Origin of the sequence: Rhizomonospora bruguierae (assembly GCF_018397995.1) — a bacterium.
Classification (GTDB): domain Bacteria; phylum Actinomycetota; class Actinomycetes; order Mycobacteriales; family Micromonosporaceae; genus Rhizomonospora; species Rhizomonospora bruguierae.
Genome location: NZ_BBQH01000054.1, coordinates 1 through 25,739 on the forward strand (window position 1 = coordinate 1; position 25,739 = coordinate 25,739).

Below are 25,739 nucleotides of genomic sequence, written 5' to 3' on the forward strand. Positions count from 1 at the left end.
GCCGGCGCCCCACTCGCCGGCCCCGCCGCGGTCGCCCGGCCGGCCGCGCCCGCCGCCGTCGCCGCCGGCCCCGTCCGGACCACCGGCGCCGGCTCACTGGTGAAGTCGCTCGAGGCGCTCGGCGTGGAGGTGGCGTTCGGCATCCCCGGCGGCGCGATCCTGCCGGCCTACGACCCGCTGTACGACTCGTCCGTGCGGCACATCCTGGTCCGGCACGAGCAGGGCGCCGGGCACGCCGCCACCGGGTACGCGCAGGCTACCGGCAAGATCGGCGTCTGCATCGCGACCAGCGGCCCCGGCGCGACCAACCTGGTCACGCCGATCGCCGACGCGTACATGGACTCGGTCCCGGTGGTCGCGATCACCGGGCAGGTGGGCCGCGGCCAGATCGGCACGGACGCCTTCCAGGAGGCCGACATCCAGGGCATCACCCTGCCCATCACCAAGCACAACTTCCTGGTCACCACCCCGGAGGAGATCCCTCAGGTGCTGGCCGAGGCGTTCCACCTGGCCGCCACCGGGCGACCCGGCCCGGTGCTGGTGGACATCCCCAAGGACGTGCTCCAGGCGGAGACCCAGTTCGCCTGGCCGCCGACGCTGGACCTGCCGGGGTACCGGCCGACGCTGCACCCGCACGGCAAGCAGATCCGCGAGGCGGCGCGGCTGATGAACGCGGCCCGGCGCCCGGTGCTGTACGTCGGCGGCGGCGTGCTCAAGGCGCACGCCACCGAGGGCCTGCGCAAGCTCGCCGAGCAGACCGGCATTCCGGTCGTGACCACGCTGATGGCCCGGGGCGCGTTCCCCGACTCGCACCCGCAGCACCTGGGCATGCCCGGCATGCACGGCACGGTGGCCGCGGTCTACTCGCTGCAGAAGGCGGACCTGATCGTGGCGCTCGGCGCCCGGTTCGACGACCGGGTCACCGGCAAGCTGGACTCGTTCGCCCCGAACGCCGCGATCGTGCACGCCGACATCGACCCCGCCGAGATCGGCAAGAACCGAGCGGCGGCCGTGCCGATCGTCGGTGACGCCCGGCACGTCATCGACGAACTGGTCACCGCGATCGCCGCGGAGCAGGCGGCGGGCGGCGACCAGCGCGGGCGCCAGACGGAGTGGTGGAACGTGCTGAACGACCTGCGCCAGCGGTACCCGCTGGGCTGGGAGGAGCCGTCCGACGGCACCCTGGCGCCGCAGTACGTGATCAAGCGGCTGGGCGAGATCGCCGGCCCGGACACGATCTTCGCGGCGGGCGTCGGCCAGCACCAGATGTGGGCCTCGCAGTTCATCTCCTACGAGAAGCCGTACACCTGGCTGAACTCGGGCGGCGCCGGGACGATGGGGTACGCGGTGCCGGCCGCGATGGGTGCGAAGGTGGGCATGCCGGACCGGGTGGTCTGGGCGATCGACGGCGACGGCTGCTTCCAGATGACCAACCAGGAGCTGGCCACCTGCGCACTGGAGGGCATCCCGGTCAAGGTGGCCATCATCAACAACGGCAACCTGGGCATGGTCCGGCAGTGGCAGACGCTGTTCTACGGCGAGCGCTACTCGAACACCGACCTCGGCACGCACAAGCACCGGATCCCGGACTTCGTGAAGCTCGCCGAGGCGCTGGGCTGCATCGGGCTGCGCTGCGAGAGCCCCGGCGACGTGGACAAGACCATCGAGGCGGCGATGGCGATCAACGACGCCCCGGTCGTCGTCGACTTCGTCGTCGGCAAGGACGCGATGGTCTGGCCCATGGTGGCCGCCGGCACCGCCAACGACGAGATCATGTTCGCCCGCGGGGTGCGCCCCGACTTCGACGACGACGAGCTGTGAGGCCGACGAAGATGAGCAAGCACACGCTGTCGGTGCTGGTCGAGAACAAGCCCGGCATCCTGGCCAGGGTGGCCGGGCTGTTCGCCCGCCGCGGGTTCAACATCGACTCGTTGGCGGTGGGGGAGACCGAACACCCCGAGGTCTCCCGCATGACGATCGTGGTCAACGCCGACTCTTCGCCGCTGGAGCAGGTGACCAAGCAGCTCAACAAGCTGGTCCACGTGCTGAAGATCGTCGAGCTGGACCAGTCCGTCGCGGTCCAGCGGGAACTGCTCCTGGTGAAGGTGCGCGCCGACCGCGCGCTGCGCTCGCAGGTGCTGGAGACGGTGAACCTGTTCCGGGCCCGGGTGGTGGACGTCGCACCCGACACGCTCACCATCGAGGCCACCGGCACGCCGGACAAACTGGATGCGCTGCTGCGGGACCTGGAACCGTTCGGGATCAAGGAGATGGTGCAGTCCGGCCAGGTGGCCATCGGGCGCGGCTCGCGCTCGATCACCACGGGCCCCGCGCTGCGTGCAGCGTAGCGGTTTCGCGACAACGAAAGGGAAGTCATGACCGCCGAGGTGTACTACGACGACGACGCCGACTTGGGCCTGCTGCGGGACCGGACGGTCGCCGTGCTCGGGTACGGCAGCCAGGGCCACGCGCACGCGCTGTCGCTGCGCGACTCGGGCGTGCGGGTCGTCATCGGCCTGCCGGAGGGCTCCAAGAGCCGCCCCAAGGCCGAGGAGCAGGGCCTGCGGGTGCTCACCCCGGCCGAGGCGTCGGCGGAGGCCGACATCATCATGGTGCTCGCGCCGGACACCGTGCAGCGCAAGCTGTACGCCGAGGCCATCGCCCCGCACCTGACCGCGGGCAAGGCGCTGTTCTTCGGCCACGGCCTGAACATCCGGTACGGGCTGATCGAGCCGCCGGCCGACGTGGATGTGGCGATGGTCGCCCCGAAGGGCCCGGGTCACCTGGTCCGCCGCCAGTACGTGGACGGCAAGGGCGTGCCCTGCCTGGTCGCGGTCGAGCAGGACGCCAGCGGCAACGCGCTGGGCGTGGCGCTCGCGTACGCCAAGGCCATCGGTGGCACCCGGGCGGGCGTGATCCGGACCACCTTCAAGGAGGAGACCGAGACCGACCTGTTCGGCGAGCAGGCGGTGCTCTGCGGCGGCGCGTCCGCACTGGTGCAGACCGGTTTCGAGGTGCTCACCGAGGCCGGGTACGCCCCCGAGGTGGCGTACTTCGAGTGCCTGCACGAGCTCAAGCTGATCGTGGATCTGATGTACGAGGGCGGCATCGCCCGGATGCGGTACAGCGTCTCGGACACCGCCGAGTACGGCGACTACTCGCGTGGCCCGCGGGTGATCGACGCCCGGGTCAAGGAGGAGATGCGCAAGATCCTCTCGGAGATCCAGTCGGGCGAGTTCGCCCGCGAGTTGATCGCCGAGGACGACGCCGGGCGCCCCAACTTCACGAAGTGGCGGGCCGAGGGTGCGGCGCACCCGATCGAGGAGACCGGCCGGCAGCTGCGCGGGATGATGAGCTGGGTGGACCGGCCGATCACCGAGACCGCCTGACCCGCACCCGCTTCGCGTCGAGGGGCGCCCCGGTCCGCCGGGGCGCCCCTCGACGCCGACGGGATTGCCCCGCGCGGCCGTTGACTCGATCACGTTACGGTGCGATTGCCGCCGGAAGTCGTCCGCTGACCCCCCGGTAAATTAGCCGGGTATAGGATTGCGGTCTGGCCGCTATTGGGTTCGCGCACACGTCTGCCGCCTGCCCGCAACGGGTACTGTCAACCAATGAGGCTCCAACAGACTCATCGCACCGAGCGCTTCGGTGCCGTACGGATCCACGAGCTTCAGCGGGTCGTTGAGTTGGACTCGGGTGCCGATCACCCCGTGGAGCGGGACGGCCACGCGCGCGGCAGTCAGATCGTCACGTCGGCGGAGTTGCGGGCGATCGAGAAGGAATTGATTGTCGTCATTCCCTGCATGAATGAGACACGCAGGGTGATTGAGGGCGTGCTCTCCGGGATTCCGCACGACTGCCTGATCGTGCTCGTCTCGAACAGCTCGCGCCAGCCGGTCGACCGGTACGACATCGAGGTGCAGACCCTGGAGCAGTTCTGCCGGGTGGCCGAGCGCCCGGCGGTCACCGTCCACCAGCGGGACCCGGGGCTGGCCGCGGCGGTGAAGGCGGCCGGCATGCCGGAGCTGATCGACCCGGACGGGCTGGTCCGCAGCGGCAAGGGCGAGGCCATGCTGATCGGCATGGCGATCGCGGCCATGACCGGCCGCCGGTACGTCGGCTACGTGGACGCGGACAACTACGTCCCGGGCGCCGTCAACGAGTACGTCAAGGCGTACGCCGCCGGGCTGCACCTGGCCGGCAGCCCGTACGCGATGGTCCGGATCTCCTGGCACTCCAAGCCCAAGCTCCTGGACGGCCGGCTGTTCTTCAGCCGCCGCGGCCGCACCTCGGAGGTCACCAACCAGTTCCTGAACCGGCTGATCGGCGAGTACAGCGGCTTCGGCACCGAGATGATCACCACCGGCAACGCCGGCGAGCACGCCGTCAGCCTGGAACTGGGCAAGCGGATGCGGCTGGCCGGCGGCTTCGCGGTCGAGCCGTTCGAGTACCTGGACCTGTTCGAGCAGTACGGCGGGCTGCTCGACCCGCCGCACCCCGAGGCGATGGCGGCCTCGGTGCCGGTGCTCCAGATCGAGACGTGCAACCCGCACTTCCACGACAACAAGGGCGAGGACCACGTCCGGGACATGCGGATGCAGGCCCTCAACGTGCTGTACCACTCGCCGGTCTGCCTGCCGGCGGTCCGCTCCGCCATCCTCGAGTTCATGGTCGCCCAGGGCGTCCTGGAGCCCGGGCAGGAGCCGCCCCGGGAGCGCATCTACCCGCCGGTGGGCAGCATGGCCCTGGACCTCATGTACGACGCGCTCTCCGCCGAGGCCACCACCTTCCGCGAGCTGGCGCGCCCGCTGGTCGCCCCGCCCAGCCCGCTGCCGGCCGCCTACCCGTGATCGTCCTGTTCACGGACCTCGACGGCACCCTGCTCGACCACCACACGTACCGCCCCGGCCCGGCCCTGCCCGAACTGCGCCGGCTCCAGGCCGCCGGCGTGCTCGTGGTCCCCGCCACGGCCAAGACCCCGGCCGAACTGGCCTGGCTGGCCGACGAGTTCGGGCTGCCCGGCCCGTACATCGCCGAGAACGGGGCGGCGGTCGTCGGCGCCGGCGTGGACCGGGTGCTGGGCCTGCCCTACGACGAGGTCCGCGCCCGCCTGCGGGACGCGGCCGGGGCCGCGGGAGCCGAGGTCGCCGGGTTCGGCGACGCCACCGTCGAGGACGTCATGTCCTGGACCGGCCTGGACCGCCCCGCCGCCGTCCGCGCGCGCCAGCGCCGCTGGTCCGAGACGTTCAGGCTGCTCTCCGGCGACGAGTGCGCGCTCGCCGCCGCGCTGGCCGAGCGCGGCCTCACCATGGCGCGCGGCGCCCGCTTCCGCACCGCCCTCGGCCGGCACGACAAGGGGGACGCGGCCCGCCTCCTCCTCGCCGTCCTCGGCCCGGACGCGGTGAGCTGGGCCGTCGGCGACGCCGCCAACGACTTCGCGCTCCTGGCCGCTGTCCGGCACCCGATGCTTGTTCGCGCCCACGACGGCACCTGGGCCGACCTCGACCTGCCCGACCTGCTCCGCCTCGACGGCATCGGCCCCGCCGGCTGGGCCCAGGCCGCCCGCCACATCCTCCCGCCGTAACCGCCACCCAAGCCGTCCCCGGGCCTACCCGCCCGCGCCGTCGTGGAGCGCGCCCAACCGCGGGACGCGCACCCAGCGGTGCGCGACGACCCTGCCCGGTCGTGGTGCCGCATCGGCCGCGCGCCGCGTAACGGGCGGCGCTTCTAGCGCAGCAGAGAGCGAGGCCGGTGACGACGCACATGACGGGTCGGGCGGCCGGGTGTACGGCGGCAGGTGGTGTGGCCACGTGCGGCCCGCCCGGGGTGCTGGTAGGTCGGATAACGAGTGACGACGGTCACTGGTGGGGCGGACGGGCATCACTAGGATGTGGACAGTTTTGGGTGCCCTCGCGCGGGTCCGGCCGGCGGGCGCCCCGGTTGTGGGCGCGCCACCACCGCGTCACCACCGGCCCATGCTGGCGCAGCGTCGCGTCGCCCGCCCCCCCCGATTCGCACTCGAGATGCGCGAGGATCTCATGACCGTCTCTACGCCACGCCCTGTCGTCCTGCTCGCCGAGGAACTCGCCCCGGCCGCGATCGATGTGCTCGCCACCGATTTCGACGTCCGCCACGTGGACGGCACCGACCGGGTGGCGCTGCTGGCCGCGCTCCCGGACGCCGACGCGATCATCGTGCGCAGCGCCACCCAGGTGGACGCGGAGGCGATCAAGGCGGCGCCGAGGTTGAAGGTGGTCGCGCGGGCCGGCGTGGGGCTGGACAACGTGGACGCGGCGGCGGCGACCGCGCGCGGCGTGATGGTGGTCAACGCGCCCACCTCAAACATCGTGTCGGCGGCCGAGCAGGCGGTGGCGCTGCTGCTGGCGGTGGCCCGGAACACGGCGAGCGCGTCCGCGGCGCTGAAGGCGGGCGAGTGGAAGCGGGCGAAGTACACCGGCGTGGAGGTGCAGGGCAAGACGGTCGGCGTGGTCGGGCTGGGGCGGATCGGGGTGCTGTTCGCACAGCGGATGGCGGCCTTCGGCACCCGGCTGATCGCGTACGACCCGTACGTGCAGCCGGCGCGGGCGGCGCAGCTCGGGGTCCGGCTGGTAGGGCTGGAGGAGCTGCTGCGGGAGAGCGACTTCGTCTCGATCCACCTGCCGAAGACGCCGGAGACGGTGGGCCTGATCGGCGCCCGGGAGCTGGCGATCGCCAAGCCGGGCATCCGGATCGTCAACGCGGCGCGGGGCGGGCTGGTGGACGAGCAGGCGCTGGCGGACGCCCTGGCCGACGGGCGGGTGGCCGCCGCCGGCATCGACGTGTACGCGAAGGAGCCGTGCACCTCCTCGCCGCTGTTCGCGTTCGACAGCGTGGTGGCCACGCCGCACCTGGGCGCGTCCACGGTGGAGGCGCAGGACAAGGCGGGGCTGGCGGTGGCGCGCAGCGTGAAGCTGGCGCTGGAGGGCGAGTTCGTGCCGGACGCGGTCAACGTGCAGGCCGGCGGGGTGGTGGCCGAGGACGTGCGCCCGCTGCTGCCGCTGGCGGAGAAGCTGGGCCGGGTGTTCACCGCGGTCGCGGGCGGGGTGGCGGCGAGCCTGACCATCGAGGTGCGCGGGGAGATCGTCGCCAACGACGTGTCGGTGCTGAAGCTGGCGGCCACGAAGGGGGTCTTCTCCGGCGTGGTCGAGGAGCAGGTGACGTACGTGAACGCGCCGCTGCTGGCCGCGGACCGGGGCGTCGCGGTGGAGCTGACCACGAGCAGCGAGGCGACCGAGTACCAGAACCTGGTGACCGTGCGGGGCGCGTTGCCGGACGGGCGCACCGTCGGCGTCTCCGGCATCGTCGCGGGCACCGGCCCGTACGCCGCGCATAAGCTGACCGAGGTGGACGGTTACTCGCTGGAGCAGTACGCCGAGGGGATCCTGCTGTTCTTCCGGTACGCGGACCGGACCGGCGTGGTCGGCGCGATCGGCTCGGCCCTGGGCCACTCGGACGTGAACATCGCGGCGATGCAGGTGGCCCGGCGGGCGGCCGGCGGCGAGGCGCTGATGACGCTGACCGTCGACGACTCGGTGGGCCCGGATCTGCTGGCCAGTGCCGCCCAGTCGATCGGGGCCACCGCGTGGAGCACGGTGGACCTGCGGGACGAACTGTAGACGGACCGCTGTAGACAGACCGGACCGCGCTGGGTAGCGTGGTCACGCGGTTACGCAGTGGTGCCGGGAGGCGTCTTCGGGTGACGTCTGCCGACCGGTGCGTGACCGCCACCCTCCGCGTACGCGAGCCACGCGTACTGGACCGTCCGGTCGGCCCCCGCAGTCCCGTGCCAGGACAGCGGGGGCCGCAGACGTTTCCGGCACCCGGCACGCGCCACACTCGCGGCTGAGCCGGGACTCAGTTCGGGCTCAGCCGTTGGCGCGGCCGCGCAGCGACCGGTCCACGACCAGCGCCCGGTATCCGTCCGGCGTGGGGAACCACGCCAGCCCGGCGGCGCCGGCCGCGTAGAGCGCGGTGGCGTACGCGTCGGCGACGGCCAGTTCGGGTCCGGTGACCGTGGCGGCGACCAGGTCCCCGGCGGTGGCGCCGGTGTGCGGGTTCACGACGTGGTCGCGGCGGTCCGGGCCGCCGGTGGTGGCGATGGCGCCGTCGGTCAGTTCCAGCGTGGTGACCATGCGCTTGCGGTCCTCCGGGTGGCGGATGCCGACCCGCCACGGGCGCCCGCCCGGCGCGTTGCCGCGTACGAGCAGGTCGGAGCCGCCGGAGATGGCGTAGTCGGCGATGCCGGCGGCGCTGAGGCGGGCCGCGGCGCGGTCCACCGCCCAGCCCTTGACCAGACCGCTCGGGTCGAAGCCGCCGGGTACCGCCCAGGCGTCGAACCAGCCGTCGGTGGCGGCGCGCATGGCGGCGCACCGGGCCACGATGTCGGCGAGCGGGGCGTAGGTGTCCACCGCGATCTCGCCGCGGCGCAGCCGGGAGACCAGGCTGTCGCGCCGGGTGGGGCTGAACGTGGCGTCGACCGCGCGCAGTTCCGCGACCGCGTCGGCGAGCGCCTCGCCGGCCGACCGCCGGCTCATGTACTGCGGGGCGACCAGGCACAGCGTGAAGCTAGCCGCGGTGGTCTCCACCCGGTGCCGGACCACCAGGCGGTCGGCCTCGGCCCGCGGGTCGGTCAGCAGCGTCGCGGGTAGGTCGCTGGCCGGCTCGGTCGTCCGCTCGGTGATCATCATCGGTCCCCTTCCCTGCGGCTCGCAGATGACGGTAAGAAAGGGGGTTGAACGCGGCATGGATGCCGGCTGTGAACGTCCTGTGAGTACCCAGCCGCGGGGGCGGATGCCCCCCGAATGCCCGAATCCTGGGACCGCCGTACCGGGTGATAGGACGATGGCTTAACGTTCCCTAGGACATCCGGTGGTAGGAGAGGACGAGACGTGACGCACATCGCGGTGGTGGCCGGCGACGGGATCGGCCCCGAGGTGGTCGCCCAGGCCCGCAAGGTCATCGACGCGGTGCTCCCGGGCGTCGAGGCGACCGAGTACGACCTCGGCGCCGCCCGCTACCACCGGACCGGCGAGGTGCTCCCCGACTCCGTCCTGGCCGAACTGGCCGGGCACGACGCGATCCTGCTCGGCGCGGTGGGCGACCCCACCGTCCCGCCGGGCGTGCTCGAGCGGGGGCTGCTGCTCAAGCTGCGGTTCGCGTTCGACCAGTACGTGAACCTGCGCCCGTCCCGCCTGTGGCCGGGCACGTCCGGCCCGCTCGCCCAGGTCAAGCCCGGCGAGATCGACTTCGTGGTGGTCCGTGAGGGCACCGAGGGGCTGTACACCGGGGCCGGCGGCAACCTGCACGCCGGTACCCCGGCGGAGGTCGCCACCGAGGAGAGCCTGAATACCCGGCACGGCGTCGAGCGGGTGATCCGCGACGCGTTCGCCCGCGCCGGCCGCCGCGAGCGCCGCAAGGTCACGATGGTGCACAAGACCAACGTGCTGACCCACGCCGGCGGGCTCTGGGCCCGCACGTTCGCCGAGGTCGCCGCCGAGTTCCCGGGCGTGGAGACCGAGTACCAGCACGTCGACGCGGCCGCCATGTACCTGGTGACCCAGCCGCAGCGGTACGACGTGATCGTGACGGACAACCTCTTCGGCGACATCCTGACCGACATCGCCGCGGCGGTGACCGGCGGCATCGGCCTGGCCGCCAGCGGCTGCATCAACCCCGAGCGCAGCCGGCCGTCCATGTTCGAGCCGGTGCACGGCTCCGCGCCGGACATCGCCGGCCAGGGCCTCGCCGACCCGGTCGCCGCGGTGCTCTCCGCGGCCCTGCTGCTCGACCACCTCGGTCACCCCGAGGCGGCGGCCCGGGTGACCGGGGCGGTCGCGGCCGAACTCGCCGCCCGCACCCCGGGCGCCCCGCTGCGCACCGCCGAGGTAGGCGACCGCATCGCGGCCGCCGCGGCGGCCTGAAACCCCGACCCCGACGCGCCGTCCACCCGGCGAGGTACCCTGCGGGCTCCCGCTGAACGACCGTTCGGGGTACGTTTTCCTGGCACGTTTCCCGCACCGAATCCCAGCGTGGAGGTACGCGTGATGAGCGGTGGTGGCCGCCTCGACTTCGAGATCCGTCCGAACCCGCGGGCGGTAGCCGCCGACGAGCGCGAGGCGCTGCTGGTCGACCCCGGGTTCGGCCGGATCTTCACGGACCACATGGTGACGATCCGGTACGCGGACGGGAAGGGCTGGTACGACGCCCGGGTGGAGCCGCGCGCGCCGATCTCCATCGATCCGGCGACCGCGGTGCTGCACTACGCCCAGGAGATCTTCGAAGGGCTCAAGGCGTACCGGAACGACGACGGCGTGACCATGTTCCGCCCGGACGCCAACGCCCGGCGGTTCACCGTCTCGGCGGCGCGGATGGCCATGCCGGCCCTGCCCGAGCAGGTGTTCCTCGACTCGCTGCACAAGCTCATCGAGATCGACCGGGAGTGGTTCCCGAGCATCCCGGACGGCAGCCTCTACCTGCGCCCGTTCATGTACGCCAGCGAGGTGTTCCTCGGCGTACGCCCGGCGCTGGAGTACCTGTACGCGGTCATCGCCTCGCCGGTCGGCGCGTACTTCGCCGGCTTCGTGAAGCCGGTGACGCTGTGGGTGTCGCAGGAGTACACCCGGGCGGCGCCCGGCGGCACCGGCGCGGCCAAGTGCGGCGGCAACTACGCCGCCTCGCTCGTCGCGCTCACCGAGGCCGCCGCGAACGGCTGCGACCAGGTCGTCTACCTGGACGCGGTGCACCGCGAGTACGTGGACGAACTGGGCGGCATGAACGTCTTCGTGGTCTACGACGACGGCACGCTGGTCACCCCGCCGCTGAACGGCTCGATCCTGCCCGGCATCACCCGGGATTCGGTGATCACTCTGGCGGAGCGGGCCGGCCGGCGGGTGGTCGAGCGCCCGATCGCGATGTCGCAGTGGCGGTCGGAGGCGGCCAGCGGCCGGATCCGGGAGGCGTTCGCCTGCGGCACCGCCGCCGTCATCACCCCGATCGGCACGGTGCGCTCGGCGGCCGGGGACTTCACGATGGGCGACGGCGGCCCGGGTGAGATCACCATGGCGCTGCGCCAGGAACTCGTGGACATCCAGCGCGGCCGGGCCGAGGACCCGTTCGGCTGGGTGCACCGGGTCCTGTAGCCTCGCGCTACCCGGTCAGCAGGTTCTCCCGCAGCGCGTCGATCCGGGCGGGCGGTAGCCCGGCCCGGGTCAGGTACCCCTCGGCCGAGCCGTGCCGCTCGCGCAGTTCGGCGAGGAACAGCAGCATCGCCTCGGCCGGGGCGGCCAACCACGGCGGGGGCACGTCGAGCTTGTGCGGCAGGTTCGCCCGCAGCCAGTCGGCGAAGCGCTCCGAGGCGAGCGTGCTGAGCGCGTAGTCCTCGGCGATGTCCTCGTCGGAGACGCCCAGCACCGAGAGGGCCAGCGCGCAGACCACGCCGGTGCGGTCCTTGCCGGCGGCGCAGTGCACGACGACCGGGGCGGTGGCCGGGTCCGCGATCACCGAGATGGCGTTGACCAGCCCGGCCGCGCCCTGCTCGGTCAGGTCCCGGTAGCGGTCCGCCAGGTATCGGGCCATGCCGAGGCGGGCGTCGTAGGGGATCTCGTCCCAGTCCTGGTGCTCGGGGTGGATGTGCCGGTAGCCGAGGCCGGGGTCCTCGAAGACCCGCCCGTGCCGGCTGATCTCCTTCGGCCGGCGCAGGTCGACGACGGTGCGGACGCCGAGCGCGGCGAAGTCCTGCCGGCCGGTCCCGGTGAGCCGGTGCAGCGAGTCCGCCCGGAACAGCCGGCGCCAGCGGACGGCGCGCCCGTCCGCGGTGGGGTAGCCGCCCACGTCGCGGAAGTTGAAGAGGTTGCTGAACGTCAGCGATCGGACCATCTCGCTCGTCACGCGGCTCACGCTAACCGTCCGCGGCCACCCGGCGCTGTGGCGCGAGCCACCCGCCGCGGTCACCCGCCCGCCCGCCGGCGCATCGACCGTGGTTGGCCTTGGCGTACCCCGCGCGGCGGACGGCTACCTCCGCGCGGCGGACGGCTATCTCCGCCGGCTCCCGGATGACGGGACGCCGTTTTGCGCCGGCCGGGAGCGGTGGCAAGCTACCGAGCGTGACACACGCCCACCTCGCACTGATTATTCGCACCTAGCGCGCCGGCTTCCCCTCACGCCGACGCGCAGACCTCCCGCGACCGCGGGGGGTCTTTTTGTTGTGATGGAAGGGACCCATCGATGAACTACCAGGTTTACGACACCACGCTGCGCGACGGGGCACAGCGCGAGGGGATCAGCTACTCCGTCGTCGACAAGCTGGCCGTGGCCCGGTTGCTCGACGAGTTCGGGGTCGGCTTCATCGAGGGCGGCTGGCCCGGAGCCATGCCCAAGGACACCGAGTTCTTCCGCCGGGCACGCACCGAACTCAGCCTGAAGCACGCGGTCCTGGTGGCGTTCGGCGCCACCCGCAAGGCGGGCGTGGCGGTCGCCGACGACCCGCAGGTCCGCGCCCTGCTGGAGGCGCAGACGCCGGCCGTGTGCCTGGTCGCCAAGTCCGACCTGCGGCACGTCGAGCGCGCCCTGCGCACCACGCCGGCGGAGAACCTGGCGATGGTCCGGGACAGCGTCGCGCACTTCGTCGCAGAGGGGCGCCGCGTCTTCCTCGACTGCGAGCACTTCTTCGACGGCTACCGCTTCGACCCCGGGTACACCGCCTCGGTGGTCGCCGCGGCGCTGGCGGCGGGCGCGGAGCGGGTCGTCATGTGCGACACCAACGGTGGCATGCTCCCGTCCCAGATCACCGCCGGGATCGCCGACCTGGTCGAGCGTCTCGGTGTGGCGCCCGACGTGCTGGGCATCCACTGCCAGAACGACACCTCCTGCGCCGTGGCGAACACCGTGGCGGCGGTCGAGGCCGGCGTGCGGCACTTCCAGTGCACCGTCAACGGCTACGGCGAGCGGCCCGGCAACGCCGACCTGTTCGCCGTCGTCGGCAACCTGCAACTCAAGCTCGGGCTGCCCGTCCTACCGGACGACTGCCTGGACCAGATGGTGCGCGTCTCGCACGCCATCGCCGAGATCGCGAACATCGCACCCGACACCCACCAGGCCTACGTCGGTGCCGCGGCCTTCGCCCACAAGGCGGGACTGCACGCGAGCGCGATCAAGGTGGACCCGCTGCTCTACAACCACGTGGAACCGGCCACCGTCGGCAACGACATGAAGATCCTGGTGACCGAGATGGCCGGCCGGGCCAGCATCGAGCTCAAGGCACGCGAGCTGGGCCTGGACCTGGCCGGCCATCCGGAGACGCTCCGCCGGGTCACCCGGCGGGTGAAGGAGATGGAGGCGGCCGGCTGGTCGTTCGAGGCCGCGGACGCCTCGTTCGAGCTGCTGGTCCGGGCCGAACTGGCCACCGAGACGGGCAGCGACGGCCCGCGCCCGTTCGCCCTGGAGTCGTACCGGGTGATCGTGGAGCACCGGGAGGACGGTGCGGTGGTCTCCGAGGCCACGGTGAAGGTGCGGGTCCGCGGCGAGCGGGTGATCGCCACCGCCGAGGGCAACGGCCCGATCAACGCGCTGGACGAGGCGCTGCGGGTCGCCCTGTCCCGCCAGTACCCGGAGCTGGCCGGGTTCGAGCTGGCCGACTACAAGGTCCGGATCCTGGAGGGGACGCACGGCACCGGCGCGATCACGCGGGTCCTCGTCGAGACGGCGAGCGGGCGCAACGACTGGACGACGGTCGGCGTGCACGAGAACGTCGTGGAGGCGAGCTGGCAGGCCCTGGTCGACGCGCTGGTCTACGGGTTGTCGCCGCGGGGGAGCGTGAGTTCCGCCAGCACCTTGCGGTGATCGCTGCCCGGGGTGCCGTGCACCTCGACGCTTTCCACCCCGATCCGCTTGTCCGCCAGGACGTGGTCGATGGTCACCGGCGGGATCGGGTCGTCGTCGTACGGCCCCCAGGTGCCGATCAGTCCGGCGCCGGCCGCGTCGGCGGCGTCCCGGTACCCGGTGGCGATGAGCCGGCGCAGCGGCGCGTGGTCCAGGGTGGCGTTGAAGTCGCCGGCCAGCACCCGTAGCCCGCCCTTCGGGGTGGCCGGGTACTGGGCGGACAGCTCCCGCCGCCACGCGTTCAGCGTCCCCCAACCCGCGGGCGGGCACGGGTGCACCGACTCGAATCCGAGCTCCGGCGCCCCCGGCACGAGCACGGTGGCGGACGCCTGGAGGAACCCGCTGCCGGGCTGCCGGCGCACCGCGCCGTCCCGCAGCGGGAAACGCGAGTAGATCGCCGAGCCGGCGGCGCCGGGTTCCGGGTGCAGTTCCCGGTAGGGCAGCAGCGCACCGATTTCGGCGGCGTCGAGCCCCGCCGCCAGGTCCGGCGTGAACTCCTGCATGGCCAGCAGGTCCACTCGCCGCTCGCGCACCTCGGCCACGAGAGCCGCCGGGTCGGCTCGCCCGAACAGGGCGTTGGCGGTCATCACCCGCACCACCGGACCGCGCACCGCCGGAACGTTGTCGGCGATCGCGCGGGGCAGCACCGCGAAGGCCAGCAGTGCCAGCGCCAGCCCGGCCACCGCGGCCTGCCGCCAGCGCCGCAGCAGCACCGCCAGCGCCAGCGGTAGCACCGACCCGGCGGCCGCGTACGGCGTGAACGCGATCAGCTGGACGAAGGGCCGCCAGTCGAGCCCGGCGATCCGCACCACCGCCCAGAGCGCGCCCGGCGCGACGGCCAGCCAGCAGAGCACCGAACGCCACGGGAACCGGCGCCGAACCCGCGGCTGCGCACCGGGCGCGGCCGGCGCCTCCACGTCCACGTCCACGCCCGCACGCTACCGGCCGGCGGCCCGCCGGTGGGGCCGGTCCGGGCTCAGCGGGCCCGGCGGGGCCCGGTGAGGCTCAGCGGGGGCCGGCGGGGCTCAGCGGGGGCCGGCGGGGCTCAGCGGGGGCCGGCGGGGCTCAGCGGGGGCCGGCGGGGCTCAGCGGGGGCCGGCGGCGACCGCCGGGTCGTGGCGGAAGCAGCGGGCCGCATGCCCCGGTGCGACCTCGAACATCGGCACCGGTAGTGGGCACCGGTCGAAGGCGTGCGGGCAGCGGGGCCGGAACAGGCAGCCCGACCGGTCGCTCTGGGTCTGCTGGCCGCCGCGCAGCGCCCGCAGGTCGGCCCGCTCCGGCCGCGGCGTGTCCGGGTCCGGCGCCGCGCTGGCCAGCAGGTGGGTGTACGGGTGGGACGGGCCGAGGATCACGTCGTCGCTGGGGCCCCGCTCCACGATCTGACCCCGGTACATGACCATGATGGACGAGGCGAAGTACCGCGCCGTGGCCAGGTCGTGGGTGACGTAGAGGACGGCCAGGTCCTCCTCCTGCTTGAGCCGGTCGATCAGGTTGAGGATCTCCAGGCGGATCGACACGTCGAGCATGGAGACCGGCTCGTCGGCGAGCAGGATGCGCGGCCGGGGCGCCAGCGCGCGGGCGATCGCCACCCGCTGCCGCTGCCCGCCGGACAGTTCGTGCGGGTACCGGCGCGCCACCACCTCGACCGGGCGCAGGTTCACCCGGTCCAGCAGGTCGTGGACGCCTCGCTGTTCGCTGGCGGAGTCCTTGGCCAGGCCGTGCAGGCGCAGCGGGCGGCGCAGGTGGTAGCCGACGCTGTGCGCGGGGTTGAGCGAGCCGAACGGGTCCTGGAAGACCATCTGCACGTCGCCCCGGTACCGGCGGACCGCCCGGTAGCCGTTCTTCAGCGGCACCCCGTCCAGCAGCATCCGCCCGCTGGTGGGCCGGGTGAGGCGGGCGAGCATGCGGGCGATGGTGGACTTGCCGCTGCCGCTCTCGCCGACCAGGGCGACCGTTTCGCCCGAGCGCAGCTCGAAGGAGACGTCGTCGACCGCCCTCAGCACGGTCCGGTGCCGGCCGTCCCGGATCGTGAAGTGGCGGCTCAGCCGCTCGATCGTCAGCGTGGTCATGCCGATGTCCCCAGCCGGTCGAGGTCGAAGCGCCCCTGGACCAGCGCCTCGTCGGGGCCGGCCGGGCGCAGGGTGCGGTCGTACTGGAGGCAGGCCGTGAGCGTCCCAGGACCGTCGCCGGAGCGGACCGGCGCCAGCGGCGGGTCGATCTCGTGGCACTGCGCGAACGCGTACGGGCAGCGGGCGGTGAACGCGCAGTGCGCCGGCGGGTGGGCCAGGTCGGGCGGGTTGCCCGGGATGCCGTGCAGGCGCTGGCGCTCGCCGCGCAGGCTGGGGAACGAGTTGAGCAACCCGACCGTGTACGGGTGGTGCGGCGCCGCGTGGATGTCCCGGGCGCGCCCGGTCTCCACGATCCGCCCGCCGTACATGATGGCGAGCTGGTCGCTGATCTCCAGCAGCAGCGACAGGTCGTGGGTGATGAAGACGACCGCGAAGCCGAACATCTCCCGCAGCCGGTCGATCTCCTCCAGGATGTCCCGCTGCACCACCACGTCCAGCGCGGTGGTCGGCTCGTCCATCACGACCACGTCCGGGCGCAGCGCCATCGCCATGGCGATCATCACGCGCTGCCGCATGCCGCCGGACAGCTCGTGCGGGTACGACGAGAGCCGGTTGGGGGCGATCCCGACCAGGTCCAGCAGTTGCCTACAGCGCTCCTCGCGCTGGCGGCGGCCCATGCCCGGCTCGTGCGCGGTGAACACGTCGCTGAGCTGCCGGCGTACCGACAGCACCGGGTTGAGCGCGTTCATCGCACCCTGGAAGACCATGGCGATCCGGTGCCAGCGGAACAGCCGCAGTTCCTCGCCGGCCAGCGCGTTGACGTCGATCGGGTCGCCGCCGTCCGGCGGGGTGAACGTCACGCTGCCGCCGACCAGCCGGCCCGGCGGGCGCAGCAGGCGGGTGACCGCGTAGGCGAGGGTGGACTTGCCGCAGCCGCTCTCCCCGGCGATGCCGAGCACCTCGCCGCGGGCCAGGTCGAAGCTGACGCCCCGGACCGCCCGCACCGGCGGCGTGCCCGCGTACTCCACGGTCACGTCCCGGACCGAGAGGACCACGTCCGACGGGTTCGTCATGCCGCCCCACCTTCGCCAGCCGCCCACCGTTCCCGCTTGCGGGCCCGCCGGTCGTGGCGGGCCAGCCGCAGCCGGGGATTGATCAGTTCGTCGATGCTGAAGTTGATGAGCGAGAGCCCGGCGCCGAGGACCGCGATGCACAGGCCGGGCGGGACGAACCACCACCACGCGCCGAGCGAGAGCGCCTGGCCGCTGAGCGCGAAGTACAGCATGGTGCCCCAGGAGTTGGCGCCGCCCAGGCCGAGGAAGGCCAGCGCCGCCTGGGTGAGGATGCCGCCGATGACGGCGAACACGAACTGCGCCGCGATGATCGGCAGCAGGTTCGGCAGGATCTCGAACACGATGATCCGCCAGGCGGGCTCGCCGCTGACCCGGGCCGCGTCCACGTAGTCGCGCCGGCGCAGGGAGAGCGTCTGCGCGCGGAGTACCCGGGCCGACCCGGCCCAACTGGTGAGCGCGATGACCAGCCCGACGATCAGCACGCCGCCCGCGTCCACGTAGTCGGTGATCAGGATGACCAGCGGCAGCGTCGGCAGCACCAGGAACACGTTGCTGAACAGCGACAGCGCCTCGTCGGTCCGGCCGGCGACGAAGCCGCCGGCGACACCGATCACGACGGAGACCACCGTGGCCAGCAGCCCGACCACCGCGCCGATCGTCATCGACCCCCGGGTGGACGCGATCAGCTGGGTGAACACGTCCTGGCCGGTGTTGGTGGTGCCCAGCCAGTGGGTGGCGGAGGGGGCGACCAGGGCGTCGTTGGTGATCCGGTCCGGGTCGTCGATGAGGAGCGGCCCGACGATCGCCACCAGTACGAAGAACCCGACGATCGCCAGGCCGACCGTGAGCTTGCGGTTGCGCAGCAGCCAGCGCCAGCGGGTCGGGGTGGTGCCGTTCACGATCGTCCCGCCCCCTCTCACGCCGCCTGCCGGGTACGCGGATCGATCAGCGCGTACAGCAGGTCCACGATGAAGTTGGCGCCGAGCACGGAGAGCGAGATGACCAGGAAGATGCCCTGCATCAGCGCGTAGTCCGCGTTCGAGACCGCCTGGACCAGGCTGGTCCCGATCCCCGGATACGAGAAGACGATCTCGGTGGCGATCGACCCGCTGACCACGAAGCCGAGCGTGATGGCGAAGCCGGCGACGCTGGGCAGCACCGCGTTGCGGGCGGCGTAGCTGACCATGATCCGGCGCGGCCGCAGCCCCTTCGCCTCGGCGGTGGTCACGTAGTCCTCGGCCATCGTGGAGACCATCATGTTGCGCATCCCCAGCATCCACGCGGCGATCGACGACACCACGATGGTGAGGGCCGGCAGCAGCGCGTGGTAGATCGCGCTGCGCAGGAACGGCCCGTTCCAGCCGATCTCGGTGGAGTAGTCGTAGCCGCCGTTGAGCGGGACCAGGTGCAGCACCTGGCCGAGCAGGAACAGCAGGACCAGCGCCAGCCAGAAGTACGGCATCGCGGCCAGGAACGTGGTGGCCGGGATCAGGTTGTCCAGCCAGGTGCCGCGCTTCCAGCCGGCGAGCATGCCCAGGGCCAGCCCGATGCCGACCGCGATGATCGTGGCCACCCCGACCAGGATGATCGTCCACGGCAGCGCCTGGCGGATCACGGTGGTCACGGGCGTCGGGTAGAACGACACCGACAGCCCCAGGTTGCCGTGCAGCAGGTTGTTCAGGTACCCGAGGTACTGCACCCACAGCGGGTCGTCGCTCACCCCGAACTGGAGTTCCAGTGCGCGCCGGGCCTCGGGCGGGACGGGCGCCGCACCCTGCGTCTTGGCGAGCATCACGGCTACCGGGTCGCCCTTGATCAGCCGGGGGATGAGGAAGTTGAGCGTGACCGCCGCCCAGACGGCGACCAGGTAGAACAGGATTTTGCGGCGCAGGTAGCGCATGCGGGCCCTCTTTCGGCGCGGGTCGCCGGGCGACCGGCCCGGTGGCGGCGGCACCGGACGGGTGGGCCCGCCCGGTGCCGCGTGCCGACCGGGCTCAGCCCACCGGCACGAGGTTCTTGGCGACGATGCCCCCGTCCGGGTTGCCGAACGGCAGGGCCAGCGCGTAGTGGTTGTCCTCGGTCGGGAAGCCGGTCACGTTGACCGTCCGGTACTCCGCGAGCGCGCTCGACTGCTGGAGCGGGATGTACGGGAAGTCCTTCACGATCACGTCCTGGATCTTCCCGATCTCGGCCTTGATCGCGTCGGTGTTCTTCGGGTCGGTCTGCTCGATCGTGGCCAGCGACGCGTCCACGGTCGGGTTGCTGTACCGCGAGTAGTTCGAGGCGGCCGGCTTGCCCAGCGGCGCCGTCTGCTTCGTCGCGAACAGGTTGTTGTACCAGATGTACGGGCTCGGCCCGCCGTACCCGTTCGTGATGATCATGTCGAAGTCGCCGACCTGCTGGGCGTTGGCGAACGACGCGTACGAGACCTCCTTCTTGGTGAACTGGATGCCCACCTCCTTCAGCGCCTGCGTCATGATCTGCAGGGCGCTGATGTAGTCCGAGTACCCCTGCACGACCAGGCAGGTGATGGCGAGCTTCTTGCCGTTCTTGGCGTAGATGCCGTCCGAGCCCTTGGCGTACCCGGCCTGCTCCAGCGTCTGGGTCGCCTTCTGCGGGTCGTACTCCAGCTTCATGTCCCGGTACTCGGGCTTGATGTAGTCCTGGTACAGCGGGACCGGCAGCGCGGCCGTCCCGGGCATCTTGCCGTACCCGGAGAAGGCCAGCTTGATGATCTGCTCGCGGTCCAGCGCGTAGCTGATCGCCTGGCGCACCGCCACGTCGTCCCACGGCTGCCTGGCCAGGTTCGGCACCAGGTTCGTGATGTACAGGTTGGACTCGTTGAGGTACTTGTTGTTCTTCGGGTCCTTGCTGACGTACTGCTTCTCGATGTCCGGGATGAACATGCCGGTCCAGTCGAGTTGCCCGGCCGCCAGTGCGGCGGTGCCGCTCTCGTTGCCGCTGAAGGTCTGGTACCGGAAGCCGGCCACCTTGGGCTTGCCGACCTCCCAGTAGCCGGTGTTCTTCTCCAGCACGTAGTTCTGCGGGGCGAACGACTTGAGCTTGTACGGGCCGGTGCCGACCGGGTTCTTGTCGTTGGTGAACGCGGACGGGTCCGGCACGCCGGACCACAGGTGCTTCGGCACGATCCAGGTCTGCCCGGCGATCGTCCACAGCCGGGTGTAGATGCCCTGGGAGAACTTCAGCGTCACGTGCGACGGGTCGGTGGCCCTCGCCTCGGTGATCGGCAGTCCGCCGGTGTTCAGCTTCTCGTTGTCCTTGATGAGGTTGAACGTGAACGCCACGTCGTCGGCGGTGAACGCCTGCCCGTCGCTCCACTTCACGTCGTTGCGCAGGGTGAAGGTGAGCGTCTTGCCGCCGTCGTCGAACGCGTACTCGGTACCCAGCTGCGGCTGGATGTCGTCCGCCCTGGCCTGGTTGAAGAAGAACAGCGCCTCGAAGATCATGCCGAGCGTGCCCGGCGTCGCGGTCTGCGAGAACGGGTTGAAGTTCGGGGTGAGCTGCCCGCTCGCCCCAGTGAACACGTTGATGATTTTGTCGCTGCCGCCGGCCGGCGAGGTGCCGCTGCCGCCGCTGTCACCGCACGCGGCGACGGCTCCGGCCAGCACGCCGGCGGTGGCGACGGCCGCGAGCAGCCGGCGCTTACTGCCTCTTCTCATGACCTCTCCAATGTGGTGGGTGGTGGGTCGGGCAACCGGTGCGCGGCGCGCGGATGCCGTATGGCGTCCACCTCCGCATCGGTCCCCACGGTGTGGGCGTGGGCAGGAAGTCCGTCAGCCGGTGGTCCGCCAGCACCCGCGCCTCCCCGGCGACGGTGACCCGGGCGCACCGCGGCCACGCGCCGGGACCGTCCATCGAGGATCGAATGCGCATGCCCGGCCGGGGTGCCGCCGCACCGCCCGGCGTGGCGTGCGGGCCGCGCCTCGCCGCCGTCGCCCGCGGACCGGCAGCCGGTGGCGCGGGCCGGTCGGTGCCGGGTTGGGGGAGGCCAGGCCGCATCCGTCCTCCTGTTTCGCCGGTGGTGCGGGCTCGGCAAGCGCCGGAGTGGTGTCGATAACAGCACCGAACCGGTTAAGTGTCAACCCTTCCCGGAACCGCCACTGTGGCCGTTCGGAGGATGCCGCGCCGGCCGCGGACGCGAGCCGGGTAAGCCCTGGTTTGCCCTGGTACAGAACCGGTGCGCAATCGCGACCTGAACTAAGTAGACAGCGTCGGCCGGCGACGCGAAGCTTCTTAACCGGTTTTCAGCACCGTGCTCAGCCGCTCCCGCAGTGCCGCGGCCTCCGTCGCGAACCCGCGCTGCGCCGCCGCGTACTCCACCCGCCCCGCCGGCGTCTCGATCCGGACCGGTTCGTATCCCAGGTCGGCCAGGTCGTACGGGCTGGCCCGCATGTCCAGCACCCGGATCCGCCGGGCCAGCGCGAAGCAGTCCGCCACCAGTTCGCTCGGCACCAGCGGCGAGAGCTTGTACGCCCATTTATAAAGATCCATATTCGCGTGCAGGCAGCCCGGTTGCTCGTTCTCCGCCTGCGTCTCGCGGGTCGGCGCCAGCAGGTTCAACGGCCGCGCCGGGGCGGTGAAGAACCGGTACGCGTCGAAGTGGCTGCACCGGATGCGACCGCGCTCGACCACCTCGGCGGTCTCGGCGGCGCTCAGGCGCAGCGGCCACGCGTTGTGCCGCACCTCGTCCGACGTCTGCCGGTACACCATGGCCCACTCGTGCAGCCCGAAGCAGCCCAGCTGGGCCGGGCGCCCGGCGGTACGCACCAGCAGGTTCCGGATCCACGCGACCGACCCGCCGCGGCGCTCCAGTACCCGGGCCGCGTCGAGGGCCAGCCCCTCCGGCGTCCGCAGGTAGTCCCGGCCGAACTCCGCCGGCTCCGCCCCCGCCAGGGTCACCCCGGCGCCCGGGTGCCACCGGCGCAACTGGGCGGGCCGATGCGAGTAGTACGTGAACAGGAAGTCCTCGACCGGGTGCTTCGCCCCCGCCCGCCGCCGCGCGAGATGCGGCGCCAGCCACGCGTCCACCCGTGCCTCGTGCGCCGCGCGCCGGGCACGCCACACCTCGGGAGAGAGCGCCATGACGCAAGTATGTTGTACCTGTGCGTATCGCTCGCTTTGCCCACCCGGCCGGCATGTCCTTCGGCGTCGTGGAGGGGGAGGCCGGAGCCGGCCCCGACGCCCTGACCGTCGCCGAGATCGACGGGCACCCGTTCGGCCAGATCCGGTTCACCAACCAGCGCTGGGCGCTGGCCGACGTCCGCCTGCTCTCCCCGATCCTGCCCAGCAAGGTCGTCTGCGTCGGCCGCAACTACGCCGAGCACGCCGCCGAGCTGGGCAACGAGGTCCCGGCCGAGCCGCTGATCTTCCTCAAGCCCTCCACCTCGGTGATCGGGCCGCGGGACGCCATCCGGCTGCCCACCCAGTCGAAGCGGGTCGAGCACGAGGCCGAACTCGCCGTCGTCATCGGCCCGCCCGGCGCCCGCCGCGCCGACCGGGCCGCCGCGCAGCGGGCCATCTTCGGGTACACCTGCGCGAACGACGTGACCGCCCGGGACCTCCAGCGCGCCGACGGCCAGTTCACCCGGGCCAAGGGCTTCGACTCGTTCTGCCCGCTCGGCCCGTGGATCGCCACCGGCCTGGACGTCGGCGACGTCGAGGTCCGCTGCGAGGTGGGCGAGACGCCGCAGACCGCGGACGTGCGCCAGCTCGGCCGCACCCGCGACATGATTTTCGACGTGCCCACCCTCATCAGCTACATCTCCCACGTCATGACGCTGCTCCCCGGCGATGTGGTGCTCACCGGCACCCCGGCCGGTGTGGGCCCGCTGCTCGCCGGTGACACGGTCATCGTCCGGATCGAGGGCATCGGTGAGCTGGACAACCCCGTCGTCGACCTGGACTGACCCCTCCCGGCGGCCCCGGGGAGGCGGGGTGATTTGGAGTGCGCCCCGCCGGTCGGGTAATGTTCATGACCGGCGCGCGAGCGCCAATGGGGTATGGGGTAATTGGCAGCCCAACGGATTCTGGCTCCGTTAGTCTAGGTTCGAGTCCTGGTACCCCAGCGACCGATGTCCGGTTACGGCGTCGGAGCTGGTCTCTGATAGAGTTCAGCACCGCTGCCCGCAAGGGTGGCAGATGGAAAGTCCCAGGGCCCCGTCGTCTAGCGGCCTAGGACGCCGCCCTCTCAAGGCGGTAGCGCCGGTTCGAATCCGGTCGGGGCTACCAGAAAGCGGCCCGCGTCGAGCGACGCGGGCCGCTGTGCGTATCCGCCAAGTGTGTATCCGCCGGTGCGCGGGCGCCACGCGTGCCGCGAGCCCCGCCTCGGGTTCAGATGGCCTTGGTTCGGGCGGGGCTCGGGTTCAGGCGGCCTCGGAGCGCGGCACTCGCGGGTGGGTGGCTGTGTGTCCCGCTCGTCCGGGCGGTCGCCGGTCGGCTACAGGCCGGAGAGGCGTTGGCCGGCGCGGACGACGGCCATGGCGTGGCGGTCGCCGGGGCGGCGGCCCAGGCGCTCGATCGGCCCGGAGATGCTGATCGCGGCGATGACCCGCCCGGTGCGGTCGCGGATCGGCGCTGAGACGCTGGCCACACCGGCCTCGCGCTCGGCGATGCTCTGGGACCAGCCGCGGCGGCGCACCTCGGCGAGGGTGCGGCCGGTGAACTTGCAGCGGGGCAGGAGCGGCATGACGGCCTCGGGGGGTTCCCAGGCGAGCAGGATCTGGGCGGCGGAGCCGGCCGTCATGGGCAGCACGGAGCCGACCGGGACGGTGTCGCGCAGGCCGCTGGCGCGCTCGGCGGCGGCGACGCAGATGCGCTCGTCGGCGCGGCGCAGGTACAGCTGGGCGCTCTCGCCGGTGGCGTCGCGGAGGGCGGCCAGCAGCGGCTCGGCGGCGGTCAGCAGGACATCGGGGGCGGCGTTGGCGAGTTCGCCGAGACGGGGGCCGGGGCGCCATCGGCCCTGGGTGTCCCGGACCAGCATGCGGTGGATCTCCAGGGCCTGGGCGAGCCGGTGCGCCGTCGCCCGGGGCAACTTGGTGCGATCGACGAGTTCCGCCAGTGACGCGCCGTCCACGCAGGCGGCGAGGATGACCACCGCCTTGTCGAGAACGCCGACACCGCTCATACTGTGTCCCACAACCCGAAACATACCTCCCAGAATTTAGGATGTCCAGATGGTGGGAGCCACGCCGACAACGATGTCTAGCAGGACCCCGAGCCCGAGCAGGACCCTGGCCGAAAAGGTCTGGGACGCCCACGTGGTGCGATCCGCCGACGGGGAGCCGGACCTGCTCTATATCGACCTTCATCTGCTGCACGAGGTGACCAGCCCGCAGGCGTTCGACGGGCTGCGGCTGGCGGGGCGGCGGGTGCGCCGTACCGATCTGACGCTGGCCACCGAAGACCACAACACCCCGACCGGGTACGCGGACCCGTCGTTCAACGCGCGCCGGGGCGACCTGCTCACGATCGCGGACCCCACCTCCCGCACGCAGATCGAGACGCTGCGCCGCAACTGCGCGGAGTTCGGCGTCCGGCTGCACCCGCTGGGCGACGCGCAGCAGGGCATCGTGCACGTGATCGGGCCGCAGCTGGGGCTGACCCAGCCGGGCATGACGATCGTCTGCGGCGACTCGCACACCGCCACCCACGGCGCGTTCGGCGCGCTCGCGTTCGGCATCGGCACCAGCGAGGTGGAGCACGTGCTGGCCACCCAGACGCTGCCGCAGGCGAAGCCGAAGACCATGGCGGTGACGGTGAACGGGCGGCTGCGCCCGGGGGTCACCGCCAAGGACCTGGTGCTCGCGCTGATCGCCAAGGTCGGTACCGGCGGCGGACGCGGGCACGTCGTCGAGTACCGCGGGGAGGCCATCCGGGCGCTGTCCATGGAGGGCCGGATGACGATCTGCAACATGTCGATCGAGTGGGGCGCCAAGGCCGGCATGATCGCGCCGGACGAGACCACCGTCGAGTACCTCAAGGGGCGGCCGAACGCGCCGCAGGGCGCCGACTGGGACGCCGCCGTGGAGTACTGGCGCGGCCTGGCCACCGACGAGGACGCCGTCTTCGACACCGAGGTGGTGCTGGACGCCGAGGAGATCAGCCCATTCGTCACCTGGGGGACCAACCCGGGCCAGGGCAGCTCGCTGGACGGGCGGGTGCCGGACCCGGAGGAGTTCATCGAGGAGGTGGACCGCTCGGCGGCGCGGCGTGCCCTGGAGTACATGGACCTGACCCCGGGCACGGCGCTGCGCGACGTCCCGGTGGACGTGGTGTTCCTCGGCTCCTGTACCAACGGGCGCCTGGAGGACCTCCGGTCGGCGGCGGAGGTGCTGCGTGGCCGGCGCGTCGCGGCCGGGGTACGGATGCTGGTGGTACCGGGCTCGGCGGCGGTGCGCGAGGCGGCCCAGAACGAAGGGCTGGACAAGGTCTTCATCGAGGCGGGCGCGGAGTGGCGGTTCGCCGGCTGCTCCATGTGCCTCGGGATGAACCCCGACACGCTGTCCCCCGGGCAGCGCGCCGCGTCGACGTCGAACCGGAACTTCGAGGGCCGGCAGGGCCGGGGCGGGCGCACCCACCTGGTGTCGCCGCCGGTCGCCGCCGCCACCGCCGTCACCGGGCGGCTGGCCGCCCCCGCCGACCTGAACTGAAGCGAGGACAG

21 protein-coding genes and 2 tRNA genes are annotated in these 25,739 nt (G+C 72.2%); 13 read left to right on the top strand and 10 right to left on the bottom strand.

The window, feature by feature from the left end; genetic code table 11:
• From KJS59_RS23790 to serA, 6 genes are all read left to right on the top strand, one after another.
• Positions 1 to 1,821, top strand: a 1,821-nt coding sequence (locus tag KJS59_RS23790; protein WP_213455195.1) for an acetolactate synthase large subunit, incomplete at its 5' end; no start/stop codon positions are given.
• An 11-nt stretch (positions 1,822 to 1,832) separates the two neighbouring features.
• Complete coding sequence (gene ilvN / locus KJS59_RS23795; RefSeq protein ID WP_213455196.1) at positions 1,833 to 2,348, top strand: acetolactate synthase small subunit; 516 nt, start codon at positions 1,833 to 1,835, stop codon at positions 2,346 to 2,348.
• Positions 2,349 to 2,375: 27 nt separating this feature from the next.
• Positions 2,376 to 3,389, top strand: a complete 1,014-nt coding sequence (gene ilvC / locus KJS59_RS23800) for a ketol-acid reductoisomerase (RefSeq protein WP_213455197.1) — start codon at positions 2,376 to 2,378, stop codon at positions 3,387 to 3,389.
• A gap of 225 nt (positions 3,390 to 3,614) precedes the next feature.
• Positions 3,615 to 4,853 (top strand): mannosyl-3-phosphoglycerate synthase, encoded by a 1,239-nt coding sequence (mpgS, locus tag KJS59_RS23805; protein WP_213455198.1) that lies wholly within the window; start codon positions 3,615 to 3,617, stop codon positions 4,851 to 4,853.
• Positions 4,850 to 5,587, top strand: coding sequence for an HAD-IIB family hydrolase (locus tag KJS59_RS23810; protein ID WP_213455199.1), 738 nt, complete (start codon positions 4,850 to 4,852; stop codon positions 5,585 to 5,587). Before mpgS ends, KJS59_RS23810 begins: the two co-directional genes overlap by 4 nt.
• A gap of 454 nt (positions 5,588 to 6,041) precedes the next feature.
• Positions 6,042 to 7,658 (top strand): phosphoglycerate dehydrogenase, encoded by a 1,617-nt coding sequence (serA, locus tag KJS59_RS23815; RefSeq protein ID WP_213455200.1) that lies wholly within the window; start codon positions 6,042 to 6,044, stop codon positions 7,656 to 7,658.
• Between the two features lie 249 nt (positions 7,659 to 7,907).
• Here the strand turns inward: serA and KJS59_RS23820 are convergent, their stop codons facing one another.
• On the bottom strand, positions 7,908 to 8,729 hold the full coding sequence (locus KJS59_RS23820) for an FAD:protein FMN transferase (protein WP_213455201.1): 822 nt from the start codon (positions 8,727 to 8,729) through the stop codon (positions 7,908 to 7,910).
• Positions 8,730 to 8,930: 201 nt separating this feature from the next.
• Between KJS59_RS23820 and KJS59_RS23825 the strand changes: the two genes are divergently transcribed.
• Together KJS59_RS23825 and KJS59_RS23830 are read left to right on the top strand one after the other, a co-directional pair.
• Complete coding sequence (locus tag KJS59_RS23825) at positions 8,931 to 9,962, top strand: 3-isopropylmalate dehydrogenase (RefSeq protein ID WP_213455202.1); 1,032 nt, start codon at positions 8,931 to 8,933, stop codon at positions 9,960 to 9,962.
• Between the two features lie 123 nt (positions 9,963 to 10,085).
• Positions 10,086 to 11,180 (top strand): branched-chain amino acid aminotransferase, encoded by a 1,095-nt coding sequence (locus tag KJS59_RS23830; RefSeq protein ID WP_213455203.1) that lies wholly within the window; start codon positions 10,086 to 10,088, stop codon positions 11,178 to 11,180.
• Between the two features lie 7 nt (positions 11,181 to 11,187).
• Here KJS59_RS23830 and KJS59_RS23835 read toward each other — a convergent pair whose 3' ends face one another.
• Entirely contained in the window at positions 11,188 to 11,916 is a 729-nt protein-coding gene (locus KJS59_RS23835; RefSeq protein WP_213455228.1) for a tyrosine-protein phosphatase, read from the bottom strand.
• A 348-nt stretch (positions 11,917 to 12,264) separates the two neighbouring features.
• Here KJS59_RS23835 and cimA point away from each other — a divergent pair, with 348 nt between their 5' ends.
• On the top strand, positions 12,265 to 13,878 hold the full coding sequence (cimA, locus tag KJS59_RS23840; RefSeq protein ID WP_213455204.1) for a citramalate synthase: 1,614 nt from the start codon (positions 12,265 to 12,267) through the stop codon (positions 13,876 to 13,878).
• Here cimA and KJS59_RS23845 read toward each other — a convergent pair.
• From KJS59_RS23845 to KJS59_RS23875, 7 genes are all read right to left on the bottom strand, one after another.
• Complete coding sequence (locus KJS59_RS23845; RefSeq protein WP_213455229.1) at positions 13,827 to 14,771, bottom strand: endonuclease/exonuclease/phosphatase family protein; 945 nt, start codon at positions 14,769 to 14,771, stop codon at positions 13,827 to 13,829. The two genes, cimA and KJS59_RS23845, sit on opposite strands and share 52 nt — an antisense overlap.
• A gap of 231 nt (positions 14,772 to 15,002) precedes the next feature.
• A complete protein-coding gene (locus KJS59_RS23850; protein WP_213455205.1) occupies positions 15,003 to 15,986 on the bottom strand; it encodes an ABC transporter ATP-binding protein in 984 nt (327 codons plus the stop codon).
• A complete protein-coding gene (locus KJS59_RS23855; protein WP_213455206.1) occupies positions 15,983 to 17,059 on the bottom strand; it encodes an ABC transporter ATP-binding protein in 1,077 nt (358 codons plus the stop codon). Before KJS59_RS23855 ends, KJS59_RS23850 begins: the two co-directional genes overlap by 4 nt.
• Complete coding sequence (locus KJS59_RS23860) at positions 17,056 to 17,958, bottom strand: ABC transporter permease (RefSeq protein WP_249714794.1); 903 nt, start codon at positions 17,956 to 17,958, stop codon at positions 17,056 to 17,058. The genes KJS59_RS23855 and KJS59_RS23860 overlap by 4 nt, the downstream gene beginning before the upstream one ends.
• 17 nt (positions 17,959 to 17,975) lie before the next feature.
• Positions 17,976 to 18,959, bottom strand: coding sequence for an ABC transporter permease (locus KJS59_RS23865; RefSeq protein ID WP_213455208.1), 984 nt, complete (start codon positions 18,957 to 18,959; stop codon positions 17,976 to 17,978).
• Positions 18,960 to 19,053: 94 nt separating this feature from the next.
• On the bottom strand, positions 19,054 to 20,739 hold the full coding sequence (locus KJS59_RS23870; RefSeq protein WP_213455209.1) for an ABC transporter substrate-binding protein: 1,686 nt from the start codon (positions 20,737 to 20,739) through the stop codon (positions 19,054 to 19,056).
• Between the two features lie 574 nt (positions 20,740 to 21,313).
• The gene (locus tag KJS59_RS23875) at positions 21,314 to 22,162 is read right to left on the bottom strand and encodes a 3-methyladenine DNA glycosylase (RefSeq protein ID WP_213455210.1); all 849 of its coding nucleotides are present in this window, start codon (positions 22,160 to 22,162) and stop codon (positions 21,314 to 21,316) included.
• A gap of 20 nt (positions 22,163 to 22,182) precedes the next feature.
• Here KJS59_RS23875 and KJS59_RS23880 point away from each other — a divergent pair, with 20 nt between their 5' ends.
• The 3 genes from KJS59_RS23880 (at position 22,183) to KJS59_RS23890 (ending at position 23,308) form a co-directional block, all read left to right on the top strand.
• Positions 22,183 to 22,986, top strand: coding sequence for a fumarylacetoacetate hydrolase family protein (locus tag KJS59_RS23880; protein ID WP_213455211.1), 804 nt, complete (start codon positions 22,183 to 22,185; stop codon positions 22,984 to 22,986).
• Between the two features lie 87 nt (positions 22,987 to 23,073).
• Positions 23,074 to 23,145: transfer RNA gene (locus tag KJS59_RS23885), tRNA-Gln, on the top strand.
• Between the two features lie 87 nt (positions 23,146 to 23,232).
• Positions 23,233 to 23,308, top strand: a tRNA-Glu gene (locus tag KJS59_RS23890).
• 208 nt (positions 23,309 to 23,516) lie between these two features.
• Here KJS59_RS23890 and KJS59_RS23895 read toward each other — a convergent pair.
• Positions 23,517 to 24,203: an IclR family transcriptional regulator gene (locus KJS59_RS23895; protein WP_213455212.1), complete on the bottom strand. Its 687-nt coding sequence runs from the start codon at positions 24,201 to 24,203 to the stop codon at positions 23,517 to 23,519.
• Positions 24,204 to 24,276: 73 nt separating this feature from the next.
• Between KJS59_RS23895 and leuC the strand changes: the two genes are divergently transcribed.
• On the top strand, positions 24,277 to 25,728 hold the full coding sequence (leuC, locus tag KJS59_RS23900; RefSeq protein WP_213455213.1) for a 3-isopropylmalate dehydratase large subunit: 1,452 nt from the start codon (positions 24,277 to 24,279) through the stop codon (positions 25,726 to 25,728).
• Positions 25,729 to 25,739: the final 11 nt, after the last annotated feature.